Origin of the sequence: Flavobacterium sp. AJR (assembly GCF_002156885.1) — a bacterium.
Classification (GTDB): Bacteria; Bacteroidota; Bacteroidia; order Flavobacteriales; family Flavobacteriaceae; genus Flavobacterium.
In genome coordinates this window covers 25,115-46,102 of sequence record NZ_NCWQ01000020.1, presented here as the reverse complement: position 1 = coordinate 46,102, position 20,988 = coordinate 25,115, and the positions used below count along the sequence as shown (strand labels likewise).

The window sequence follows — 20,988 nt, the reverse complement described above, 5'->3', positions numbered from 1 at the left end:
AAATGGCAGTTTGTTCCGCTTAAGGATATATAGATTTAAAAAGGTATAAAAGCCGTAAATAAAGCTCATGCGAGTTTATTTACGGCTTTTTTTATGGAATAAAGTCAGATTTGATTTTGATTTAAATCTTCTAATTTTTAGGCTGGGTCTGCATTTGGGTATTCAAAACAGTGTTTTCTTGAATGTTTTTATGAGGTTTTAATTGCTAGTTTGAGCAGTTTTTTGCTGAAAATTATCAAACTCAAGACGTTTAATAACATCTTTTATAATTGTTTAATTGTGTCTAATTGGTTGATTTTTAAATATTTGCAGCTGTGATTTGTTCTTTATAAATAAAAACTTGTATTGTTTCTGCTTGTTTAAGGTGCGTGGTGCTCTTTATTATACTGATTATACATCTTTCTATTTTTTGATGTTTTATAAGGATTTAATTCTTAAACCTATAATTTACAGTATGTTTTGTTTTATATGAAAGTAAAATGAAATTATTTATTTCAAATTACTTGCGTAATGCTTTTGTTTTGCTTTATCTTTGCTACATCATAAAAAACAAACAACGCAATGGACAAAGAAACTAAAAAAAACAAAAGGTACACTTACAACCAGCAAATAATTAAGGCATTGGTTGATAAACATGGTTTTACGCCTTTTTTTATTCGACAATGTTTATCGGGACATCGTAATAGTATTACGGCAGATAAAATAAGGGTTGATTATAAAACGCTAGAAAAAGAACTGAAAGAAACCATTGAGCAATTCAATACAAAATAACAAACTACAAATCGATTTTAGTTTCGACTCCCAGGAATAAACAAAAGTAAAATTTTCTAAAAAAATGCAATTATGCCATATCTGTGGACAAATAACAAGGTTGCAGTAGAACACGAAGAATTGGTTCCGGAGTATTGGAATTGTTTAAAAAGTTTGCAATCAGAACTTAATCGTTACAAGCAGAAACCTTTTGGCATAAAGCGTTTACAAGTAGGAGGAAATGGCCGAAAGTTATTGATAGATTTTGATAGTTTAAAAACAACAATTCAGGACGCCTTAGGAGATCCGAGAAGAATTGATAATCCGTTGGAAGTTTTTTTTGATTTTGATGCTGCAGCCGTTCGATATTATGCCAAGTTTAAGAGAGCAGGAAATGCATTAGAGGCTGATGAACAAGAACGATACATTATTAATGCAAGTGTCATGAATGCTGCAATAAAGCTAGAGCAGGCTCGCATACAGGAAAGGATAAAGCTAAGAGGTTCGATACGAGGAATCATTGCAATATTGGTAAAAGATGTGGAGAACTTCAATAATACATTAAAGATTAAACACGAAGTAAATCACAATTTGCCAGCGAGCGAAAAGCAATTTAAAAAACTTTTGAAAGCCTGTAAAGACGATTTGTATTATCCGATTATAAAAGATCCTAATGGCGGAAAAATAAACAATGCCAGAAAAGTGGATGATAAAACGGAAATGATTTTTAATGGTTTGTTTAAAAACCAGATGCATAAACCAACGCCAACAGAAATAGCACGGAATTATGAAGCTTTTTTAAATGGTTATGCCGAAGTTTTTAATGAAGAAACGGGAGAAATGTTTGATCCGAAAGACTATAAAAAACTATCGAATACCACGATTATTAATTATATCAATAAATGGGAAAACAGAATTGCGACGCATTTATCCAGAAGTGGTGACAGACAAAAATATATGAGTCAATATACGACTCCGCACCAAATGGATTTGCCAGTTTATTCGGGTTCAATTTTATCTATTGATGACAGAAACCCACCATTTTGGTATGAAAAAGGAAAGAGAGCCTGGTTTTATATTGGTTGTGATATTGCTTCTCAATGCTTTACTACAGTGGTTTACGGGAAAACGAAAGAGGGTATTATCGTTGATTTTTACCGACAAATGGTTCGGAATTATACGGAGTGGAATTTGCCTTTGCCGAATGAACTAGAATGTGAGAGCTCATTAAATAGTAGTTTCAGAAATACCCTGCTTCGTCCTGGTGCCATGTTTCAGAGTACTCGAATTATTGCCAACAAAGCAAGTGGAAAATATATTGAAAGGATGTTTGGTAAAGTACGATATGATGTCGAGAAAGAAGCTTTTGGATGGATTGGACGTCCGCATGCTAAAAAAGAATCCAATCAGGCTGGTCCGGGAGAAAATAAAATTATTCCGTACAACCAATTGATTAATGAAAGAATGCTGGAAATAGAACAATGGAATAATATGCCGCATCCTGAACATGCTACAATGAGTCGTTTTGATTATTTCCTGAACAAACAACATCCTGATTTAAAACCGACGAACTGGGAAGCAATTTTACCAATTATTGGTTATAAAACCGAAACATCGTGCAAGTTAGGTTATGTAACACTTCAGGGAAAAAGAAGAGCAATCGCCGAAGATGGAAAGATTTTGACAGGCGAAGCTTTGGTTGATGTAATGAAGATTATTGAAAGCAAAGAGGTTAATGTCTACTGGCTTGATGGTAATGACGGACAGGTTATAAAGGCTTTTGTGTATTTAAATGACCGATTGATTTGCGAAATAATGGAAATGCCACGCTACAATCGAGCATCTATAGAAAGAACAGATGCAGACTATCTGGCGAGAGCTTTACAAAGTTCTTATGTGGCATCGGTAGAAGCTTTTGCAAAACGCCAAAGAGATAAAATAGAAAGAATTAACCTTATAGATAATACGCCAAGAACGATTAATTCCAATTTTAAGTTTTCGAACATTAAGCGCTTTGAAGCGAAAGAAGAACAGCCGGTTGAAATATTTGATGATGAAGCCGAAGATGATTTTGCAATTGTACCGCAAGGAAATGCAATACCAAGCTGGAAAAGAAATTTTATGTAATAATAAAAAGTAAAACAATGAACCTAACAAACGAATTTAAACAAAAAGTAAGACTGGCACTCATTGAAGCTCGTCAAAATTATGGAGGATCTGATGCTGATTTTTCTAAGTCAAAAGGAATAAAAGCTTCCATTTATTCCCGATTAAAAAACGGAGAAATCGAAAGAATTTTATCCGATACAACCTGGATTACTTTAGGAAGAGAGCTTCAGGTAAAAGTATTTGAAGACAATTGGAAAGTAGCCAGAACATCGGTTTATACAGAAATAGAAGATAATCTCAATTTTTGTGCGGCTCTAAGCAAATCGATGGTATTGGTTGATGATTGCGGGATTGGTAAAACATTTTGCACCAAGCATATTATCAAAAAAATGAAAAATACTTTCTATGTCGATTGCTCTCAAGCCAAAAGCAAACAACAATTTATCAGGCTTCTTGCTAAAACTGTTGGCATAGACAACCAAGGGAAATATGTAGATGTAAAAGCCAATTTAAAATACTACGTCACAACACTCGAAAAACCCTTGATTGTTCTTGATGAAGCTGGAGATTTAGAATATAATGCATTTCTGGAACTTAAAGAATTATGGAATGGAACTGATGGAGCATGTGGCTGGTACATGATTGGTGCCGATGGATTGAGAGCAAAAATTCAGAAAGGAATCAGCAATAAGAAAGTAGGTTTTGCCGAAATATTCAGTCGATTCTCAGACGAATTTATCAAGTTGGTTCCTAATGGAAAAGTAGACAGAACTATTTTTTATACCCAATTAATAGGTGATGTTGCCAATGCCAATATAGAAGATCGTAGCAAAACCAAAACATTGGTTAATAAATGCATCGGAAAAGAAACTACACTTAGATATTTAGAAACTCTCATAAAAATAGGCGCATAAATGGCACGAGCAATATCTCCCAAAACATTATTTGAAAAGAAGTTCGACGAGTTTGATTTTGAAGGAATCTGGGGCGACGTATTTGGCAAACCCGAAAAAGGCGGTGTTTGGATTATATACGGAGCTGAAAAAAACGGAAAAACGCTCTTTGCACTTAAACTGGCCGAATTTTTAACCAAGTATGAAAATGTTTGGTATATATCTGCCGAGGAAGGAACTGGAAAAGAATTCCAAGCCAATGCACAACGTGCCAAAATAGATCCTGCTTCGAGAAAAATAAAGTTCTCTGAATATACCGAAATAGAAGTGGTGAAAGAAAGATTATCTAAACGCCAAGCGCCCAAAATTGTGCTGTTTGATAATATGACGATTTATAATGACGAACTGAAAAATGGTGCTTTTAGGCGTTTTACTTCGGAGTTTCCAAACACAACAATGATATTTCTGGCACACGAAGAGAAAAAAGAGCCTTATACTGCTACAGCAAAACTAGCCAAAAAATTGGCTAAGATTTATATCCGAATAGAAGGATTAACGGCTTTTGTGGCCGGAAGATGTCCTGGAGGAATAATGGCGATAAACGAAAAAACAGCCATGTTATATCATGGAAGTGATATCAAAAAATAAAATTCAAAAATAATAATTACCCAAAAATTTAAATCAAAACTAATATGACAGCAAACGAAATCACAACCCGTTTAGACATTTTGTACAATGTCCTTCTTTATTGTTCCGAAAAACACGCCACTTTTAGCAAGTTTCAGCGTATTTGCATCAACCAGGAGCGAGGTGCTTTATTGAGTAGATTCTCTTTTTTATTGGACGAAATATCCGAAGATGAAGTTAGAGATTATAAATGTCCTCCAGTAATTGAAGCCAAGATTCAGTTTACACTCCAAAAAATAAAAGATACCAACTGGCTCGCTTTTGAACAATCCAGATTATCATAAAGAGAAAATAGCAAGAAGATTTTTTAGCCCTTTTTACAAAACCAAAAGCTATGAATAATACAATAATCTTATTAGTGATATTGCTCATCGGTACAAACCTAAAACCGATTAAAACCTATATCGAATGGTTAAGATTTAAACTTAAAACTATGTATAAACAAAGAAAATATGAGCGTAACAATCAAACCAATAACCGATCACGAATCGTATGAAGTAAATGGGCATTTGGTTTATAAAGACACTTTAAATAATTGGATTTCCAAATCTGATTTATCCGAAAAAGAACGGTTGGCTTTTAGTCAATATACCAAAATTGTCATCCAGAATCCCCGATTAAAAAAACATATCAAAGCAACGTATAACGATTAAATAAAAAAAGTATGAGCAATAGAAAAGCAAAATTAGACATCATTGGTTTTTTAACAATAATAACAATTGTTTTCACTATCTTAAAAATAACCGATGTAATTACTTGGAGTTGGTGGTTGGTTTCGTCACCAATTTTAATTCCGTTTGGATTAATCCTAACTTATCTAGTTCTGGCAGGATTACTCTTTATGATTAAGCAATTACAAGAAGAATAAAAGCAGATTATTTAAATAATTACATAAATAAGTAATAGACTTCAATATTACAAAAATATGTAATAAATAGGCTAATAAAGCCATTTAGAGAGTCAAAAAAAATCGCCTTGCAGAATTAAAATTGTCTGTTTATCTTTGTAATATGACACGCAAGGAAAGACTTCTCGAAAGAAATAATTTAGTACGTAAGCACTTTTATTCATTAATGGCAAAGAACCCTAAATGGAGGATTGATGCTGTAGTTGAGGAAGTTGCGAAAAAATATTTTTTATCTACAAGAACCGTTGATGCTATTGTAAACTACGAAGGTATTTACAACGACAACCTCAAAGATTCAAATAAAAACAGCCAATTAAAAATGTTTTAAACAGCATTTAAATGGCGTTTAAACACAAAAATGCTTTAAATACGAATTGTCCCTAATTAGTTTGTGGAATTAATTACACAAACTAAGTTAACTATTAAGATTAGTGCAAATTAGTGTAATTAGTGTTCAAAATTTGATTTATAATATTAGCGTCCAAAGAACCTCCTTTTCAGGAGGTTTTTTTATGCCTAAGAAATAATGCTTAGTTTTTTGTTTGAAAATAACGGATTTATTTCTCTGCAAATAGTAGTGTTAAATGATAGTTTGTAACTCATAAAACCATCTACAGCATTATCAACTTCTTCATTAACTTGTAATAATGGAGCAAATAAACTTCCTTTTAAATGCTGAAGTTTTTCGGATACTTTATGGATTAAATTAAACTCGGCTAATTCATCCGGATTTTCGACTGTTATATTAAGATGGTCGATCCAGCCATTTTTACAATACAAAAGTACTTCTACAACACAATCTCCTTCCTGATTACTTTCGGGCATATTTTGCCAGGCAATACTATTTATTTCGATAAAAGCAGCGGTCCAATAAACAGGATCGCCAGAGACAGGATTAGAAATTTGTTTGCGTTGCAAATCGACCAATCCCAATTCTGGAATTGTCTTTAAGGCTTGTTTTATTTTTACAAATAATTCGTTACGTGGTGTCATTTAAAATTTTGTTTTTACGTGATTAGTTTGCCAAATACACTTGAAGTATAGGCATAACAATTTGAAGCTGATGTATAGCAGCTTTTTATTAATTTCTTTAAAACAGACTTTTCTTTAAAGTCTATTTATATTGTCCATCGACATTTAAGTTCCCATCGTCATTGAGCTCAATATTATTAATCTTCATACCATCGTATTCCAGATTTTTTTTGGCTTCAATTAAAACGTTCATGTAATTGTCGTCGTTTAACATTTGCAAAATACCTACTCCCAGTTCAGGAAATTCACGATACTCGCCTTTGTTGGCAATCAAGATATGTTCTTGATGCAGGTTTTCTGAAAAACCAATCAATAGGTCTCCGTTCTGGAAGCCTAAATCCCCGTTTGTGTCTACTATTATATCATTCATAAAGCAAAATTCGGCTTTAGATACGTACCATAAAATTTACGTTCCAAAGCTTGTATAAAATCTCCCCAAACTTTGTATTTGTCTGATACAAGGATTGGAAGACTATTTTTTTTGCAGCAGAAAAGCCCACAACTTTGCCTCAGAAATCAATCGGAAAATTACTTTTTAATACGAGTTACTTGTTTAAGTAAAACCAAAAGGAGGGTAACGAAACGAGAATAAAAAAAACAAAGTGAGACTAATAAAGTACTTAGCCGTGCATTGCACAGCAACCTCTCAAAACACATCAATAAGTAGCATACAGAACTACTGGAAAAATCAATTGGGTTGGAGAATGCCAGGTTACCACTTTATTATAAAGCCAGATGGGGAAGTAGTTTCTTTATTGCCAATAGAACAGGTTTCGAATGGTGTACAAGGATTTAACCATGAAAGCATCAACATATCTTATGTAGGTGGAATCGACGAAAAGGTTGTTCCTAAAGATAATCGAACGCTTGCCCAGAAAGCTTCTTTGTTAAAATTGCTTACGGAATTGAAACAAAAATTTCCGAAAGCTATTATTCAGGGACACAGAGATTTTCCGAATGTAAAGAAAGCATGCCCAAGTTTTGACGCTAAAAAAGAATATCAACATGTATAAAAAAACACTTTTGTTATCAGTGTTTATTTTTAGTTGTTTGTTGATTTCCTGTCGTACGACGCGACAGGAAACTCAAAAAACCGAAAATCAGACTCAAATAACATCTGAAAAAGTAGTCATCTATAAAGATACTACAGTTTATGCTCCGAGAGCAGAAACGGAACTAAGAATCCCTTTATCTGAATTGGTTGCAAAGAGCCAATTGAAAACAGATTCACAACCCATTTTTTACGTTCAGAAAAACGCTCAGGCAAAGGTTAAATTAAAAATTGTACATGATACAATTTCGATATCCGCAACCTGTGATAGTCTTGCAATAGTGGCCAAGATAAAAAATGAGTTCAAAAAAGAGAGTTCAAATGTTATTAAAAACAACACTATAGAAAGCAAGCAAAAAACTGGATATTCTTTTATCCATATCGGAATTGCTTTTTTACTCGGATTTGCATTTTGTTATATAATTAAATTTTTTAAAATAGTATGAGTTTACCAAATATAAAATTCAACATCTCTAGCAAGGGTCTAGGGTTGTTACAATCAGACATTCAAAAAGTACCAGGATTGGTATTAACTGGAGTTACAGTTACAGGAACTGGAAAAGTTGCTGTAGGTAGTTCGTATCAGATTTTCTCGCTTGATGAAGCAGTAAATCTTGGTATCGAAGAGACAGGTGCAAATGCTTTTGCTTACAAGCATATCAAAGCATTTTACGACGAAGCCAAAAAAGGAGCAGAACTTTGGTTCATGCTTGTTTTATCGACCATTACAATGGAAGATATGGCCGATTTGACAAAACCTTATGCAAAAAAGCTTTTGGCTGATGCATCTGGAAAAATTAGAGTTTTAGGACTTCTTAAAAAATCAGGAACTGCCGAAACAATCACAAACGGATTAGACGCCGATGTTGCTCTTGCTGTTGCAAAAGCGCAAGCGTTAAATCAAGATTATGCAGACAGGTATTTCCCGGTTCGTACAATTATCTCGGGAAATAAATTCTCTGGAATTGTTGCCGACTTAAAAGATTACACCACTGCAAGTTTTAACAAAGTATCTATTTTGTTGGCAAACACAGATGGTTCTAAAGAAGCTTCTGTAGGTTTGGCTTTAGGAAGAATTGCAAGTATTCCTTCTCAAAGAAAAATCTCTCGTGTAAAAGATGGTCCGGTAGAAGATTTTACCGCTTATTTTACTGATGGATCTAAAGCAGAAAGCCTTGATACTTCCTGGAATGCTATCCATAACAAAGGATATATCTTTTTACGCAGTTTTGCTAACCGTTCTGGTTATTATTTTACAAGCGATGCAACCTTAACTGGATCTACAGATGATTTCAATACTTTATCAAGAGGTTTAGTAATGGACGAAGCAGTACTTATTGCTTACGATACTTTGGTTGATGAATTATCAGACGAAATTCCGGTTACAGATGCTGGAAAAATTCACCCGGTTACGATTAAATCATGGCAAAATGCTATCGAAAGACAAATCGATGGTTTAATGGTTCAAAACGGAAAATTATCTGGTGTAAAGGCATATATCGACGAAAACCAAAATGTATTGGTGACTAACAACTTGAATATTGCCTTACAATTATTGCCAGTAGGTTATAGCGATTATATAACTGTAAACATCGGATTTACAACAAATTTAGAATAAATATGAGCACATTTAGCAGCAAGCAATACGCTTGGTCAGATGTTTCCATCTCAATTGGAGGCAGAATTATAGAAGGAATTACAGAAGTTGAATACACTGTAAAACAGGAAAAGGAAACTTTAAGAGGTCGTGGTAACAACCCTCACAAAGTAACACGTGGTAATAAATCTTACGAAGGAAAAATTACTATTTGGCAAAGCGAATTGGAAGCAATGGTTTTAAGTGCTCCAAACGCTGATATCCTTGACTTAACTTTTGATGTTATCGTTTCTTACGTTCCATCTGATGGAGGAAAAACGGTAATTGATGTTTTAACTGGTTGCGAATTTACCGAAACTAAGAAAAGCATGAAACAAGGAGACAAAAACATGGTAGTCGAATTGCCAATTGTCTTTTTAGGTGTAAAAGCACAACAATAATAATCCTAATCCAACCAACCAAAACAGTTTAAATGTTTTGGTTGGTTAAATAAAACAAACAATGAAACAGCAAATAAAACAAGAACAAATTAATGAGTGGAAAGAAAAATACGGTCAAATTTATGAGCTTCCTGTAGAGGATAAAGTAGCTTATTTACGCGAACCGAAAATGACAACTTTTAAGCATGCTTTTAGTGCTATGCAAAAAGATGGCGAAATGACCTTTGGAGAGGTCATGTTAAACGAATTATTTATTGGCGGAGATGAAGAAATCAAGACAAATGATGATTACTTCTTTGCAGCACGTAAAGAGCTTGCCAATTTTTTCAATTTTGATGATGCCGAAATAACTTCAGAAGGAAACAACTCGGTTATTGTAATTGGTGAAGAAAAATGCACCGTTAGAGTAATTACACGTCAGGATATTAAAACTGCCGAAAAGAAAAACCCTTCTGCAAAACCATTTGTTACTCAGGAAAAATTATTCGAAATGATTTGTATCAAGAAAGATGATGTCTTTAATGATAGAGAAAATGCTTCGATTAGATTCCCGCTTTACCAGGCAATAGAAAAACTCCAAAATAAAAAAGTGGCAACGCTAAAAAAGCTTTAAAAGGGGCTATCATCGATACCGATGATACCTCTTCCTTTTCAATTGCAGAGAATATCGACATACGATTATTTGATGCGTATTTAAAATTCTATATGCACATTCCTAAACCTCATAAACTGAGTGATGAAGATTGGGCAGAAGAAATTCAGAATTTACATTTTATCAGAACCAAAGAAAAAGAAACCTCACAAATACCATCATGAGCCCCTACGACTATATTACAAGCATACAAAATGCAAACGGCCCAATTTTGAACGTGGCCCAATCCCTTGGAATTACGATAAATCAGATAGATATCATGAATAACTCGTTTAATCAGGTAGATAACTCTGTACATAATTTTAATGAAAAAGTCAAAGAAAGTGCCACTTCGATGGGTTTTTTTAAGACCAAGTTAATGGAGATTGGAGGTAAAATAAAAGGAGCTTTTTCGCCTGAGGCCATTTTTGAATTTGGGAAAAAAGTTTTTGATGCCCGAGTAGAATATGAAAAGCTTAATGGTGTAAAAGGAGGGATAAGTGATGAGTTTATTAAGCTTAAAGCAAATTTAGATGTGTTTACGACCGCTTGGAATACTTTTTTGGTTTCGCTAGGTGGTGACGCTTCTGGTTTATTTATGACCATCCTTACTACGATGAATGAAGGACTAAGCTTCTTAACATCTCAATTGCCCAATATAGCAACCTGGTTTAGTATTCTCTGGAAAATGATGGAACCAGTAGTTTTATCATTGAGAGATTTTATAAAATCGGCTTTTAGTTTTGTCGAAGTAGGAGCAATATTAGATGGTTTTGGACTCGTAATGACTGGTGTTTTGCTAGTAGTGAGTTGGCTAACAACCGGATTGAAGTTTATCATTGATACATTAAAACCTTTTGCAACCGAAATTCTGATTCTTACAGGAGCATGGTTGTTATTGTCTAATGCTGTAGCTATTTATAGTGGTGTTATGGTTGTTTTTAATGCGATAATGGCAGCTTCTCCTATTACCTGGATTATAGTCGGAATTATGGCGCTTGCATTAGTTATCGGAATGATAATTAAATACACAAGCGGTTGGGGCGAGAGCTGGAGACATGTGGTTAGTGGTGCTAAATTTTTATGGGATGGTTTTACAGAGACTGCACAAGCCAAATTTAATACGTTGATACAAAATTTTATGATTGGTATCGACAAAATAAAAATTGGCTGGTACAAATTTAAAGAAGCAGTAGGTATGGGCGATAGCTCTGAGAACCTAAAGATGATTGCTCAGATTAATGGAGACATTAAAATGCGTGAAAACTCGATTACTGCTGGTAAAGCCAAAGCAGATAACTCTTTCGCTAAAGCGAGAAATGAATTTAGCCAGGTTAAAATTAATGTAGATACTGCAGGAATTTCAAGAGATTTTAAAAAGATAAAAGATACGTTTGGCGGGGCAGGTGCAAAAACAAATGCTATAACAGATACTAAAGTAAATCCTGGAAAAGCCAAAATGTTAAAAGGAGCTAAAGATAATAATATAGGTTCGTCTGATTCAATTGTGTCTGGAGGAGCTAAAGGAACTAATATTATAATAAACATACAAAAACTACAAGACGACACTAAAATTTACGTGGAGTCATCCGAAAAAGGGATAAGTAATTTGGGCGAAAAAGTACAAGAAATGCTTTTAAGAGCCGTGAATAGTGTTAACCAAATGCAAACAGCAGTATAATGGCAGAATTTAATATAAAAGAAATTACAGCTAGAGCATTTCTAGATTATGTTGGTCCAGGATATCCGGGTTTCTTGTTTGATGTTAGTACAAAAGGTGGAAAACTGAAAATAAAAAAGAACGGAAAGAAAATAGACCTAAACTCTATCAATGCTTCTAATTTTTCGGGAGGGAAATATTTTCTGACTCTTACACTTACTTATAAAGGTGTTGATTATGAATTGCCAAATGAGCCTTTAATTTCGTTGGGATTAAGCAAAACAATTGTTGAAACTGCCACAGTAGGAAAGTATCGTAAAGGAACTGTAAAAGAATATATCAATACCGAAGATTATACGATTTCTATAAAAGGAATTTGTTTTGATGATGAAAATCCTAATTCATATCCTTCTCAGCAAGTAAGCACATTAAGAAATATGGTAGAAATAAATGAAGCGCTTGAGATAAAAAGCAATCCATTTTTTACACTATTTGGCATTGGGAAAATTGTAATCAAAGATATTCAGTTTGAGGATATGATGGGGCAAGGAGGAATGCAAAAATATACGATTTCGGCAATTAGTGATCAGGATTTTTATGCTGATTTAGACGAAAAGAATAAGACAAAAAACGAATTAATAAATACACAAGAAAATGTTTCTACTTGAAAGTAAAGTTGTGTTTACCAAAGTCAATGGAGGCGCAGAAGAATCCAGTTATGTCTTTAATGCTGTTAATGAAATCGAAATAACCAAATCTGTTGATGAATTGAGTGATACAGCAATTATAAAATTGCCAACCCAATTTAAAATAAAGCAAAATGGAGCACAGAAGTTTACCGAAAAAGCATTACAAGTTGGAGACAAGGTAACAATTACTTTGGGTTATGAAGGTAAAATTTCGAAAGTGGAATTTGTGGGATATATAAAAAAAATCAGTCCGAAAATACCTCTGGAAATTCACTGTGAAGATGCGATGTGGAAACTTCGTAGAAAGAATGTAAGTAATAGCTGGGATAAAAAAGTCACACTAGAAGATATTTTAAAAGAAATAGTAAAAGATACAGGTATCGAACTTAGTTATCCTGTTCTGGGTTTTGATCTGGAGAAGTGGATCATTAATGAAAATGGAGCTCAAGCTTTGGAAAAATTAAAACAAGAGTTTGGTTTTACCTCTTTTATAAATGATGAAGGTAAGTTGCATTGTGGCTTGAAAGAGTTAACGAATATTGGCGAAGTAGCTAGTTATGATTTAAACTACAATTTGGTCGAAAATAATTTGGAATACAAAACCAAAGAAGACCGAAAAATCATGGTGAAATATACTTATATAGATCCCAAAACCAATGAGCGAACTATTGTTGAGGAAGGAGATAAAGATGGGGAACAAAGAACTTATACAACCTCGATAGCTTCAGACAAAGCACAATTAAAAGAACTGGTAAAAGCTGAGCTCGAAAAATTACGATTTGATGGTTATAATGGGGATGTAACTAGTTTTTTGATTCCCTATGCCACACGAGGCATGAAAGCTGTTTTAATAGACAAAGAACACACAGACAGAGAAGGAAGTTACTTTATTAATAAAGTAGTGACCACTTTTGGGATGAGTGGAGCAAGAAGAAAAGTAAGCATAAGAAATAGATTGTAATGGAAAAAGATTTGCAGGACGCTTTTAGAAAAATAAAAAAACGAGATGTCGACACCTTCATTGCGCATGTTATTTCTGTTGATAAAGAAAAAGGAACATGTAAGATATCAGACGGAAAACTGGAATATGCCGATGTACAATTGGCTTCGATAATAAACGAGAGCAATCAAAAATTTTATTTGTTTCCAAAAAAAGATAGCTCCGTTATCGTAAGTCCGATTAATGAAGATTTACATCGATTGTATGTTGAGGTTTATTCGGAAATAGAAAGCTTAAGTCTTGCAATTGATAAAGTTCAATTTCAGGTAGACAAAGATGGTTTTTTGTTTAAAAAGGAAAATGAAAATTTAAAGAAATTGATGGCTGATTTGATAACAGCAATTAAGAATTTAAAATTCACAACTAATAACGGACCAACGATAAGCTTAATAAACTTAGCCGATTTTACGGCTCTTGAAGATAGGTTTAATCAATTTTTAAAAGATAAATAATGTTAAGCGTAGATAGATTAAAAAACAAAATCCGTACTGCATTTGATGATGAGCAACAAGAAAAATCTGATCACGAAGCAAGTCTGGACAGGATTTCATTAAAGTTGGCCACAGCAATTATTGAAGAAATTAAAAATGCTAAAATCGAATATCAAGCCGGACTTGTTGCTCCAAACGGAAGCGTTACTGGAACAATAATTCATACAATTAGTTAATAAATGAATGAAATTACAATTGCATTAACCGGATTAATAACAGCTGGAGGTACTGGTTATTTTACTTTTTTGTTTGCCAAAAGCAAATATAAGCAAGAAGTAGAAAAGCTAAAAGTTGAGGTTTTGCAGGCTAAACAATATGCTGATACTACGGCTATTGAAAATGATATTAAACTATCCGGACATTATAAAGAAATTCTTGACGACTTAAAAAACCGATATGAAACCCGGTATAAAGAGTTTGAAGATATGATGAACAGAAAAGTTTTACTCCTGGAAGAAGAACTCAAGCTGAAGGATAGAAAAATCAAATTACAGCAACAGGAGATTACCGAATTAAAAAAAGAAAACAGAACATTACGTACCAATGCAAGAAACAGTATTACATAACCAATCGTTAATAGATTTTACCCTACATCATTGCGGTACAATCGAAAGTGTTGTAGCAATGGCTGTTGCAAACGATTGGAGTATAACCGAAGAATTACAGCCTAAAAGAATTTTAGAAGTACCTGCCGATGTTATAAAAGACTCGGACATTGTAGGGTTTTATACAAGTAAGAAACATGTTCCGGCATTTAATTATTCGGGACCAATCTCTGCAAACGACGAAGGTATTGGCGAAATGATAATAGAAGAAACATTTATAGTAAGATAAAAAAATGGCAAGAAGTATATCAGAAATACAAGCAAAAATGATTGAGGCCGTTGGTGCAAATCAAATTCTTTCGGGACAACTCACATCAATAACATCCACAAGTAAAACATCTATAGCAAGATTATTCACTTTTATTGTAGCTACGGCTATATGGATGTTGGAAGTTTTCTTTGATCAACATAAAAAAGAGGTTGATGAAAAACTTGCAAATCAAAAATCAGGAACGCTGCCTTGGTATCGTACTATGGCATTACGTTTTCAATATGGATTTGATTTAGTAAAAGACGAAGATTATTTCAATAATAAAGATAAGGATGGAAACGAAGCTGAAGTCTCAAAAATAGAAGCTTCGAAGATTGTGAAGTATGCAGCAGTAAATGAAGCTCCCGAAAGTAGTCGTGTGATTATAAAAATTGCAGGTGAAGATAGTGACAAAGTTTTAGCTCCTATAAATGACCTGCAAAAAGAAGCTTTCGATGCTTATATAAACGAAATAAAAGTTGCGGGAGTTAGGGTTACAGTGCTAAATTATAAACCAGATCTTTTGAATTTATCTATTCAAATTAAGCGTGACGCGATGTTGTTGAATAGCACTGGAATGAGAATTAAAGATGGGGAATACCCCGTAATAAATGCAATTCAGGAATTTATGAAAGAACTTCCGTTTGATGGGGATTTACGTTTATCGGCTTTGGTTGATAAATTACAATCGGTTGAAGGAGTTCTGGATGCAACAGTTGTAGGTGCTACTAGTGCCTGGATTAATCCTGAAACGGGTGATTACGGTAAACCACAGAATATTTTTATTTCGACAATACCTTATAGTGGTTATTTTAAAATTACTGATTTTAAAGGTATAGAGTATGTGGTATAAAGTAAATTTTAATATGCTGGCAATACAGTTATTGCCCACTTTTTTGCGAAAACCGGCTTTTATGGCTTTTGTTCAGATACTAATGAAACCTATAACTGCAATCTATGATGATTGGATTATAGCTCGAAATGAAAACATTTTTAGACTTTATCACACAGGACAAGTTTGCCATTTACGAAAATCATTGAATTTAAAATTTGATGAAGAACAAAAACGTATTGAGATAAAGAAGGGAAATCTGTATACTACAACTTATATATATACAGAAGGAGAAGGGTTTGATAAATATGTAAATCTGGAAACGGAGCCCGAAACAATTTGGTTAAGAACCGAAGTAGAAACAGCTGATACAGGATTAGACTTTATAGTCTCAGTACCAGAACAAATCTACAAAACAAGATTAGAGGGCATAGAAGCTCATGTGAAATTTTATAAAGCAGGCGGTATACGCAGTAAAGTAATAAGCAAGTAATGAATAAAATAAATTATAACCAGGCAGGTGGTTTTCCACTAAAAACAGAAAGACTTCAGGAGTTACAAACGGCTTACGAAATCTTCAATCATTTAGGTAATATAGCGGGAGATCTATCTATTCTTTCCGGTTGTGGCATTACAGGATCTAGTGTAGCAGATGGAGTTGTTGTAATAAACAATGAAGTTATACCCTTTAGAGGAGGTTATGTTGCAGCAAATGTTATCATAATTGAGGAACCTATTAGTAAAGAATTTGAAAATGGTAGTGCAAAAAATGTGTACAGCGTTCGTTATGCCACTTTTGGTACAGCAGCTACATCATGGTCGTGGGCAAGTTTTAAAAAACCAATTGAGACCAAAGCAATTCCTAGCGATTTAGTTTCTAGACTTGAAGCTTTAGAAAGAAAAAATGCAGTTTTTCAATCAGGAGGAGGGATGGTATTGTGGAATAAACCCGCAAACCAAATACCTGCTGGCTGGGCAGAAGTAGTTAATTGGCGTGGACGTATGCCTGTTGGGTTTGATGCTTCTCAAGCTGAATTTAACACGATGGGTAAAATTGGTGGTGCTAAAACCAAGCAGCTTTATGAAAGCGAAATGCCAGCACATACTCACGGTTATTATGATATTTATTACTCAGAAGCTGGAGGTACTGTTCCTATTTCAGGTAAATATGGTTCAAATCGTTCAGATAATGATAATGCAGGTTGGCAAATGGCGAGAACTACAGACTCTGCAGGATATGGAGTTGCTTTCTCAATCATGAATCCATACAGAGTAGTCATGTTTATTGAGTACGTTGGATAATGGTAGACATAAATACTATTTTAAGTTGGTTTAAAACTTATACAAGCCCTGTTTCGGGCATCATAGGAATGAGTTTGATGTAAAAAACAAACAAATTCCATAATCAAATAATCTAGAATAAATGCTCTGTTTTTTATCATAAAGAGCAGAGCATTTTATCTCATCATAACATCCAAAATATTTATTAAATAGAATAAAAAAATATGGCAACAGATATAAATACCATTTTAAGTTGGTTTAAAACAGGTTTAAAACCTACACAAGCCCAATTTTGGGCATCATGGCAATCGTTTTGGCATAAAGACGAGCAAATACCACAAAGTAGTATTGCAAACTTGTCGACAACGTTAAATGCTAAAGCGGAGAAATCACAGTTTGATGCGCATATTGGAGATGCCCTGGCACACGAAAATTTGTTCAAAGCAAAATTAGATAAAACTTTATTTGAGGAACATACAACGGATCCAAATGCACACGCTGAACTATTTGGAAAAATGGGTTTTGTCCCAACAGGTAAACTTTTTGTGTTCAAACATCCTGATAATTCTAATCCTGCAAATGCTTATGTGCTAGAGGCAAAAGATATGGTTATAGGATATGTTGATGCGAGTTGGATAACAGGAAATTATTTGGGTGGAGATATTACTCAAATAGAAAGTTTTGATGTGTACACAATAATTTAATTTAAAAGATGAAAAAAATATTTTTGTTTTTATTGTTAGTGGTATCATTTACAGTTACTGCTCAAAAAACATATTCTATAGAGAAACCATTACAACTAAATACTGTCAATGAAGGCGCTAAATCTGATAGTGTATTAGTAAGAGGTACTGATAAGATTGTAAAGTATGTTCCAAGAAGTGAGTTTGGCGGTATTGTCGATTTGAGCTATTTACCTTCACCAACTAATGGAACCGTTTTACCAAGTTCAGGAACTCCTGCAACAGTTCCATTGGCAACTACAGCAAACGCTGGTTTATTTTCTCCAACCGAAAAAACTAAACTCGATGGTATAGCAACTGGAGCAACAGCAAATCAAACTGACGCTTATTTGCTAAATAGAGCAAATCAAACGGGCTCACAAGCTATAGCTACAGTAACAGGATTACAAACTGCTTTGGACGGAAAGCAATCTGTAATAGGATTTGTTCCTGAAAATGTAGCTAATAAACAGAATACATTGAATTATGATGGAACAGGAACTAAATATGCAACTGTAGATGCAGTAAATATTGCTGATGCACAAAATGTAAAGATATCAGGATTTCAATCTATCCAAGGTCGAAAGTTGTTTAATAATGGGCTTGGTAAACAAGTAGATATTCTGCCTGTAACAGGTAATAATTCCATGGAGATATCATCTGCCAATGGTAAAGTAGGTATATATACGTCAGTTCCTACCAACGGAATAGGTCATTTATCTGTAAACCCAATAGGTGTTACAGGCGCCAAATTCGTTTCATATCAAGATAATTTAACGGAGAGGTTTTCTGTACTTCAAAATGGTGATGTCATGGGAGGGAAGTTTATAAAGTTTGGCGGATTACCTACTCAATATTTAATGGCAGATGGTAGTGTATCAACATTAGAGGCATTATCCGGATCGTCAGGAACTTTTATTCCAGAAAGTCCAAATCTTGGAGTTCATACTCTAACTTATTCTAAATCTTATTGGGTTAAGGTGGGGAATATAGTTACAATTACACTTAATTATTCTTTGGCTGTTACATCTCTAGTTCAGGGACTAAGTTTTGATGTTGCTCTACCTAATTCTTTTAGAATTAATTCTCCTGTAGATGGTAGATTAATAGGTATATCAAATATAACTTTATCTTCAAATTCTGGCTCTCCAGGCTCTGTATGTAAGGTGTTTGAGGGCACTTATAACAATACGGTTAATCAAACGATTGCCTTTAATGGGAATGTTTCTGCAAATACATACTATTCCTCTATAGTGTTTTCTATACAGGTTAACTAATTGCTTTGTTTTAAACGTCATTGCAACAGCTTAACTCCAAACAATTAAAATAAATGAAAGAGATTACAAAAAAAGAATCATCAACAGATACTTATAAAATAAATAAAGCATTAAAGCTAAATACCATAAATAAAGGAGAAACAGTAGATAACGTATTGGTTCACGATGTGAACAACGAAATAAAATCTGTTCCCAGAAGTGAGTTTGGTGGAAGTTCACAGAATTTTCAGGATGTAGTTACTAAGAGTACTGTAGATATGGGAGGTACGGCAGTTGCTTCTGTAGAAGATCCTGTAGATACTTCAAAAAAAGGAGCTTTTATAGTAGGAAAAACTGACGGAGTAAATATGGGGGCAATTGTAGCATCATCTACTTCAACTTCTGTAGGGAGTTATGTTACTGAAAAGGGAAAGATAAGAATGATTCAATCTAACCCAGATGGAACTATAAAAACAGAATTGAAAATAAATGAGCCTAAGGTTATATCAAATATATATGTGCCTGCTCCAGATGTGGCTGGTGATTATATTTTAGCAACAACACAAGATATTAGTTTAGATAAAGCGGCAGCGATTGGCTCTACTATAACTGATAAAGAAGTTATATTTAATACTACTGCAACTGATATTAAAACCTCAATTACTAAAGAAGGTATCATTATTTTAGAAAATGGAGTTAATGATTTAGGACCTACCGAATTAAAAACTTTAATTGATAAAAATAGTATTGCAATTACAGAAAAAGGTTTTTACGAAGAAGGAGGAGGAGATGGGGGAATAATTACTTTGATTAGTAAAAACGATGCTAATCTTTCTAGGAATACTGCTATAAAACCTACTGTAACAGAAACTTTAATTGATAAAAATAGTATTACAATTACAGAGAAAGGTTTTTTAAGAGATGATGGAGAAACTAAGGTTTTAATTAATAAAAACAATGTTAATCTTTCCCGAACAATTCCTATAAGTCCTACCGAAAGCGAAATTAATGAAATAGGATTAGATGCAGGTGAATGGAATCTTTATACTTATCAAGGAGATAGAGGTTTTAATGCAAATCCTTATCATTTCGCTTTTTCAGAAGGAAGACATAATGTATCATTCATGTTGGATGGTCCTATAAATCAAACTACTCAAGTAAGATTTAATCCATTAGGAGGTGCTGTTACTTACGAAGATTCTTTTAAAACAATCAATGGAAAAAGCATTGTAGGTAGTGGAGATATTGTATTGTCTGCAACTGGTGAATTTAAAACAATCAACGGTCAAAGCATTATTGGTACTGGGAATATTGCAGTGTCTGCAACCGGTGATTTTAAAACAATCAATGGTCAAAGCATTGTAGGTACTGGGAATATTACTGTTACTGGTACTCCAGTAGCATCGACTTTTCAAGATGTATTAAACGCAGGAAAAGTCAGTACAACTTCAGGTCAAGATCATCACTTTCAGCTCAGAAGTCAGTTTTATGATGGAGGACCATATCACGATATGACTTTTAAAAGAAACTCCATAAGATTAGAATTTGGCGGCGGAGGATATGTTTTTGATGAGGAAGGAATATATCCGGTTAGAAATTTAGCTTCATCATTTGGGTATGGAGGATTTGCTCTCACAAGTGGTGGAATAAGTTTTAAAACGAATCCTATAGGCGGAATGGCTACAATTAAATCAGATAATTTAACTAGTAACTATACATTTCAATTACCAGGAAACATAGAGGTAGGAGGAACCCAAACCCTTGCAACTACAAATGATATTGCTGCGTATGTAGCCTCAAGAACTGTTATAAATCCAACGACTACTTTGTTAACATCTACAGATTTAAATACTGCTTACCCAACAGCAACAGCAGGATTTAGAGTTATGGCACTAAATATACCATCGGAAAAAGTAATTTATGAGAAAATTGCTAACGGTTGGATTAAAACAGTAGTTTCAGTTTTATAAAAATGATTTTAAAACCAAAAAGAATGCTGAACTATAGTGGTGTCGTTTTTCCTCAATAGATTTTAATCCTTATAAGAAAGATTAGTAATAAATTAAAAGATACACTAACATTAAGTATTCCTTTTTGGTAGAATG

28 protein-coding genes are annotated in these 20,988 nt (G+C 33.8%); 26 read left to right on the top strand and 2 right to left on the bottom strand.

Going from position 1 to position 20,988, the window contains the following annotated elements; genetic code table 11:
• The first annotated feature begins 561 nt into the window (after positions 1-561).
• From B8T70_RS06915 to B8T70_RS06880, 8 genes are all read left to right on the top strand, one after another.
• Positions 562-771 carry a hypothetical protein gene (locus tag B8T70_RS06915; protein WP_086894385.1) on the top strand — a complete coding sequence of 70 codons (210 nt, stop codon included), beginning with the start codon at positions 562-564 and terminating at the stop codon, positions 769-771.
• Between the two features lie 72 nt (positions 772-843).
• A complete protein-coding gene (locus B8T70_RS06910; RefSeq protein ID WP_086894384.1) occupies positions 844-2,877 on the top strand; it encodes a hypothetical protein in 2,034 nt (677 codons plus the stop codon).
• Between the two features lie 17 nt (positions 2,878-2,894).
• On the top strand, positions 2,895-3,773 hold the full coding sequence (locus B8T70_RS06905; protein ID WP_086894383.1) for an ATP-binding protein: 879 nt from the start codon (positions 2,895-2,897) through the stop codon (positions 3,771-3,773).
• Entirely contained in the window at positions 3,774-4,400 is a 627-nt protein-coding gene (locus B8T70_RS06900) for a bifunctional adenosylcobinamide kinase/adenosylcobinamide-phosphate guanylyltransferase (RefSeq protein WP_086894382.1), read from the top strand.
• 44 nt (positions 4,401-4,444) lie between these two features.
• Positions 4,445-4,723 carry a hypothetical protein gene (locus tag B8T70_RS06895; RefSeq protein WP_086894381.1) on the top strand — a complete coding sequence of 93 codons (279 nt, stop codon included), beginning with the start codon at positions 4,445-4,447 and terminating at the stop codon, positions 4,721-4,723.
• Between the two features lie 168 nt (positions 4,724-4,891).
• A complete protein-coding gene (locus B8T70_RS06890; RefSeq protein ID WP_086894380.1) occupies positions 4,892-5,092 on the top strand; it encodes a hypothetical protein in 201 nt (66 codons plus the stop codon).
• 11 nt (positions 5,093-5,103) lie between these two features.
• The gene (locus B8T70_RS06885; RefSeq protein ID WP_086894379.1) at positions 5,104-5,307 is read left to right on the top strand and encodes a hypothetical protein; all 204 of its coding nucleotides are present in this window, start codon (positions 5,104-5,106) and stop codon (positions 5,305-5,307) included.
• 142 nt (positions 5,308-5,449) lie between these two features.
• Positions 5,450-5,674: a hypothetical protein gene (locus tag B8T70_RS06880; protein ID WP_086894378.1), complete on the top strand. Its 225-nt coding sequence runs from the start codon at positions 5,450-5,452 to the stop codon at positions 5,672-5,674.
• A gap of 188 nt (positions 5,675-5,862) precedes the next feature.
• On the opposite strand, the gene B8T70_RS06875 is transcribed toward B8T70_RS06880, so the two are convergent.
• Both B8T70_RS06875 and B8T70_RS06870 read right to left on the bottom strand, forming a co-directional pair.
• On the bottom strand, positions 5,863-6,339 hold the full coding sequence (locus B8T70_RS06875) for a hypothetical protein (protein ID WP_086894377.1): 477 nt from the start codon (positions 6,337-6,339) through the stop codon (positions 5,863-5,865).
• A gap of 121 nt (positions 6,340-6,460) precedes the next feature.
• Positions 6,461-6,748: an oxidase gene (locus B8T70_RS06870; RefSeq protein WP_086894376.1), complete on the bottom strand. Its 288-nt coding sequence runs from the start codon at positions 6,746-6,748 to the stop codon at positions 6,461-6,463.
• A gap of 232 nt (positions 6,749-6,980) precedes the next feature.
• Between B8T70_RS06870 and B8T70_RS06865 the strand changes: the two genes are divergently transcribed.
• The 18 genes from B8T70_RS06865 to B8T70_RS06780 all read left to right on the top strand — a co-directional run bounded on the left by B8T70_RS06865 (position 6,981) and on the right by B8T70_RS06780 (position 20,853).
• Complete coding sequence (locus tag B8T70_RS06865; protein WP_086894375.1) at positions 6,981-7,391, top strand: N-acetylmuramoyl-L-alanine amidase; 411 nt, start codon at positions 6,981-6,983, stop codon at positions 7,389-7,391.
• Entirely contained in the window at positions 7,384-7,875 is a 492-nt protein-coding gene (locus B8T70_RS06860) for a hypothetical protein (protein ID WP_086894374.1), read from the top strand. The genes B8T70_RS06865 and B8T70_RS06860 overlap by 8 nt, the downstream gene beginning before the upstream one ends.
• Entirely contained in the window at positions 7,872-9,047 is a 1,176-nt protein-coding gene (locus tag B8T70_RS06855; RefSeq protein ID WP_086894373.1) for a DUF2586 family protein, read from the top strand. Before B8T70_RS06860 ends, B8T70_RS06855 begins: the two co-directional genes overlap by 4 nt.
• A 2-nt stretch (positions 9,048-9,049) precedes the next feature.
• Positions 9,050-9,466, top strand: a complete 417-nt coding sequence (locus B8T70_RS06850) for a hypothetical protein (protein ID WP_086894372.1) — start codon at positions 9,050-9,052, stop codon at positions 9,464-9,466.
• Between the two features lie 61 nt (positions 9,467-9,527).
• Entirely contained in the window at positions 9,528-10,079 is a 552-nt protein-coding gene (locus B8T70_RS06845; protein ID WP_086894371.1) for a hypothetical protein, read from the top strand.
• 199 nt (positions 10,080-10,278) lie between these two features.
• Positions 10,279-11,778 carry a hypothetical protein gene (locus B8T70_RS06840; protein ID WP_086894370.1) on the top strand — a complete coding sequence of 500 codons (1,500 nt, stop codon included), beginning with the start codon at positions 10,279-10,281 and terminating at the stop codon, positions 11,776-11,778.
• A complete protein-coding gene (locus B8T70_RS06835) occupies positions 11,778-12,425 on the top strand; it encodes a DUF6046 domain-containing protein (RefSeq protein WP_086894369.1) in 648 nt (215 codons plus the stop codon). Before B8T70_RS06840 ends, B8T70_RS06835 begins: the two co-directional genes overlap by 1 nt.
• Positions 12,412-13,407, top strand: a complete 996-nt coding sequence (locus B8T70_RS06830; protein ID WP_242667434.1) for a late control protein — start codon at positions 12,412-12,414, stop codon at positions 13,405-13,407. The genes B8T70_RS06835 and B8T70_RS06830 overlap by 14 nt, the downstream gene beginning before the upstream one ends.
• Entirely contained in the window at positions 13,407-13,898 is a 492-nt protein-coding gene (locus B8T70_RS06825) for a hypothetical protein (RefSeq protein ID WP_086894368.1), read from the top strand. Before B8T70_RS06830 ends, B8T70_RS06825 begins: the two co-directional genes overlap by 1 nt.
• Positions 13,898-14,113: a hypothetical protein gene (locus B8T70_RS06820; protein ID WP_086894367.1), complete on the top strand. Its 216-nt coding sequence runs from the start codon at positions 13,898-13,900 to the stop codon at positions 14,111-14,113. The genes B8T70_RS06825 and B8T70_RS06820 overlap by 1 nt, the downstream gene beginning before the upstream one ends.
• A 3-nt stretch (positions 14,114-14,116) precedes the next feature.
• Positions 14,117-14,503: a hypothetical protein gene (locus B8T70_RS06815; RefSeq protein ID WP_086894366.1), complete on the top strand. Its 387-nt coding sequence runs from the start codon at positions 14,117-14,119 to the stop codon at positions 14,501-14,503.
• Complete coding sequence (locus B8T70_RS06810) at positions 14,481-14,771, top strand: hypothetical protein (RefSeq protein ID WP_086894365.1); 291 nt, start codon at positions 14,481-14,483, stop codon at positions 14,769-14,771. The genes B8T70_RS06815 and B8T70_RS06810 overlap by 23 nt, the downstream gene beginning before the upstream one ends.
• Positions 14,772-14,775: 4 nt before the next feature.
• Positions 14,776-15,645, top strand: a complete 870-nt coding sequence (locus B8T70_RS06805) for a hypothetical protein (RefSeq protein ID WP_086894364.1) — start codon at positions 14,776-14,778, stop codon at positions 15,643-15,645.
• Positions 15,635-16,117 carry a hypothetical protein gene (locus tag B8T70_RS06800; RefSeq protein ID WP_086894363.1) on the top strand — a complete coding sequence of 161 codons (483 nt, stop codon included), beginning with the start codon at positions 15,635-15,637 and terminating at the stop codon, positions 16,115-16,117. The genes B8T70_RS06805 and B8T70_RS06800 overlap by 11 nt, the downstream gene beginning before the upstream one ends.
• Complete coding sequence (locus tag B8T70_RS06795; RefSeq protein ID WP_086894362.1) at positions 16,117-16,926, top strand: hypothetical protein; 810 nt, start codon at positions 16,117-16,119, stop codon at positions 16,924-16,926. Before B8T70_RS06800 ends, B8T70_RS06795 begins: the two co-directional genes overlap by 1 nt.
• A 203-nt stretch (positions 16,927-17,129) precedes the next feature.
• The gene (locus B8T70_RS06790) at positions 17,130-17,609 is read left to right on the top strand and encodes a hypothetical protein (protein ID WP_086894361.1); all 480 of its coding nucleotides are present in this window, start codon (positions 17,130-17,132) and stop codon (positions 17,607-17,609) included.
• 8 nt (positions 17,610-17,617) lie between these two features.
• Entirely contained in the window at positions 17,618-18,904 is a 1,287-nt protein-coding gene (locus B8T70_RS06785; RefSeq protein WP_086894360.1) for a hypothetical protein, read from the top strand.
• A 53-nt stretch (positions 18,905-18,957) separates the two neighbouring features.
• Complete coding sequence (locus tag B8T70_RS06780) at positions 18,958-20,853, top strand: hypothetical protein (protein ID WP_086894359.1); 1,896 nt, start codon at positions 18,958-18,960, stop codon at positions 20,851-20,853.
• The last annotated feature ends 135 nt before the right edge of the window (positions 20,854-20,988 follow it).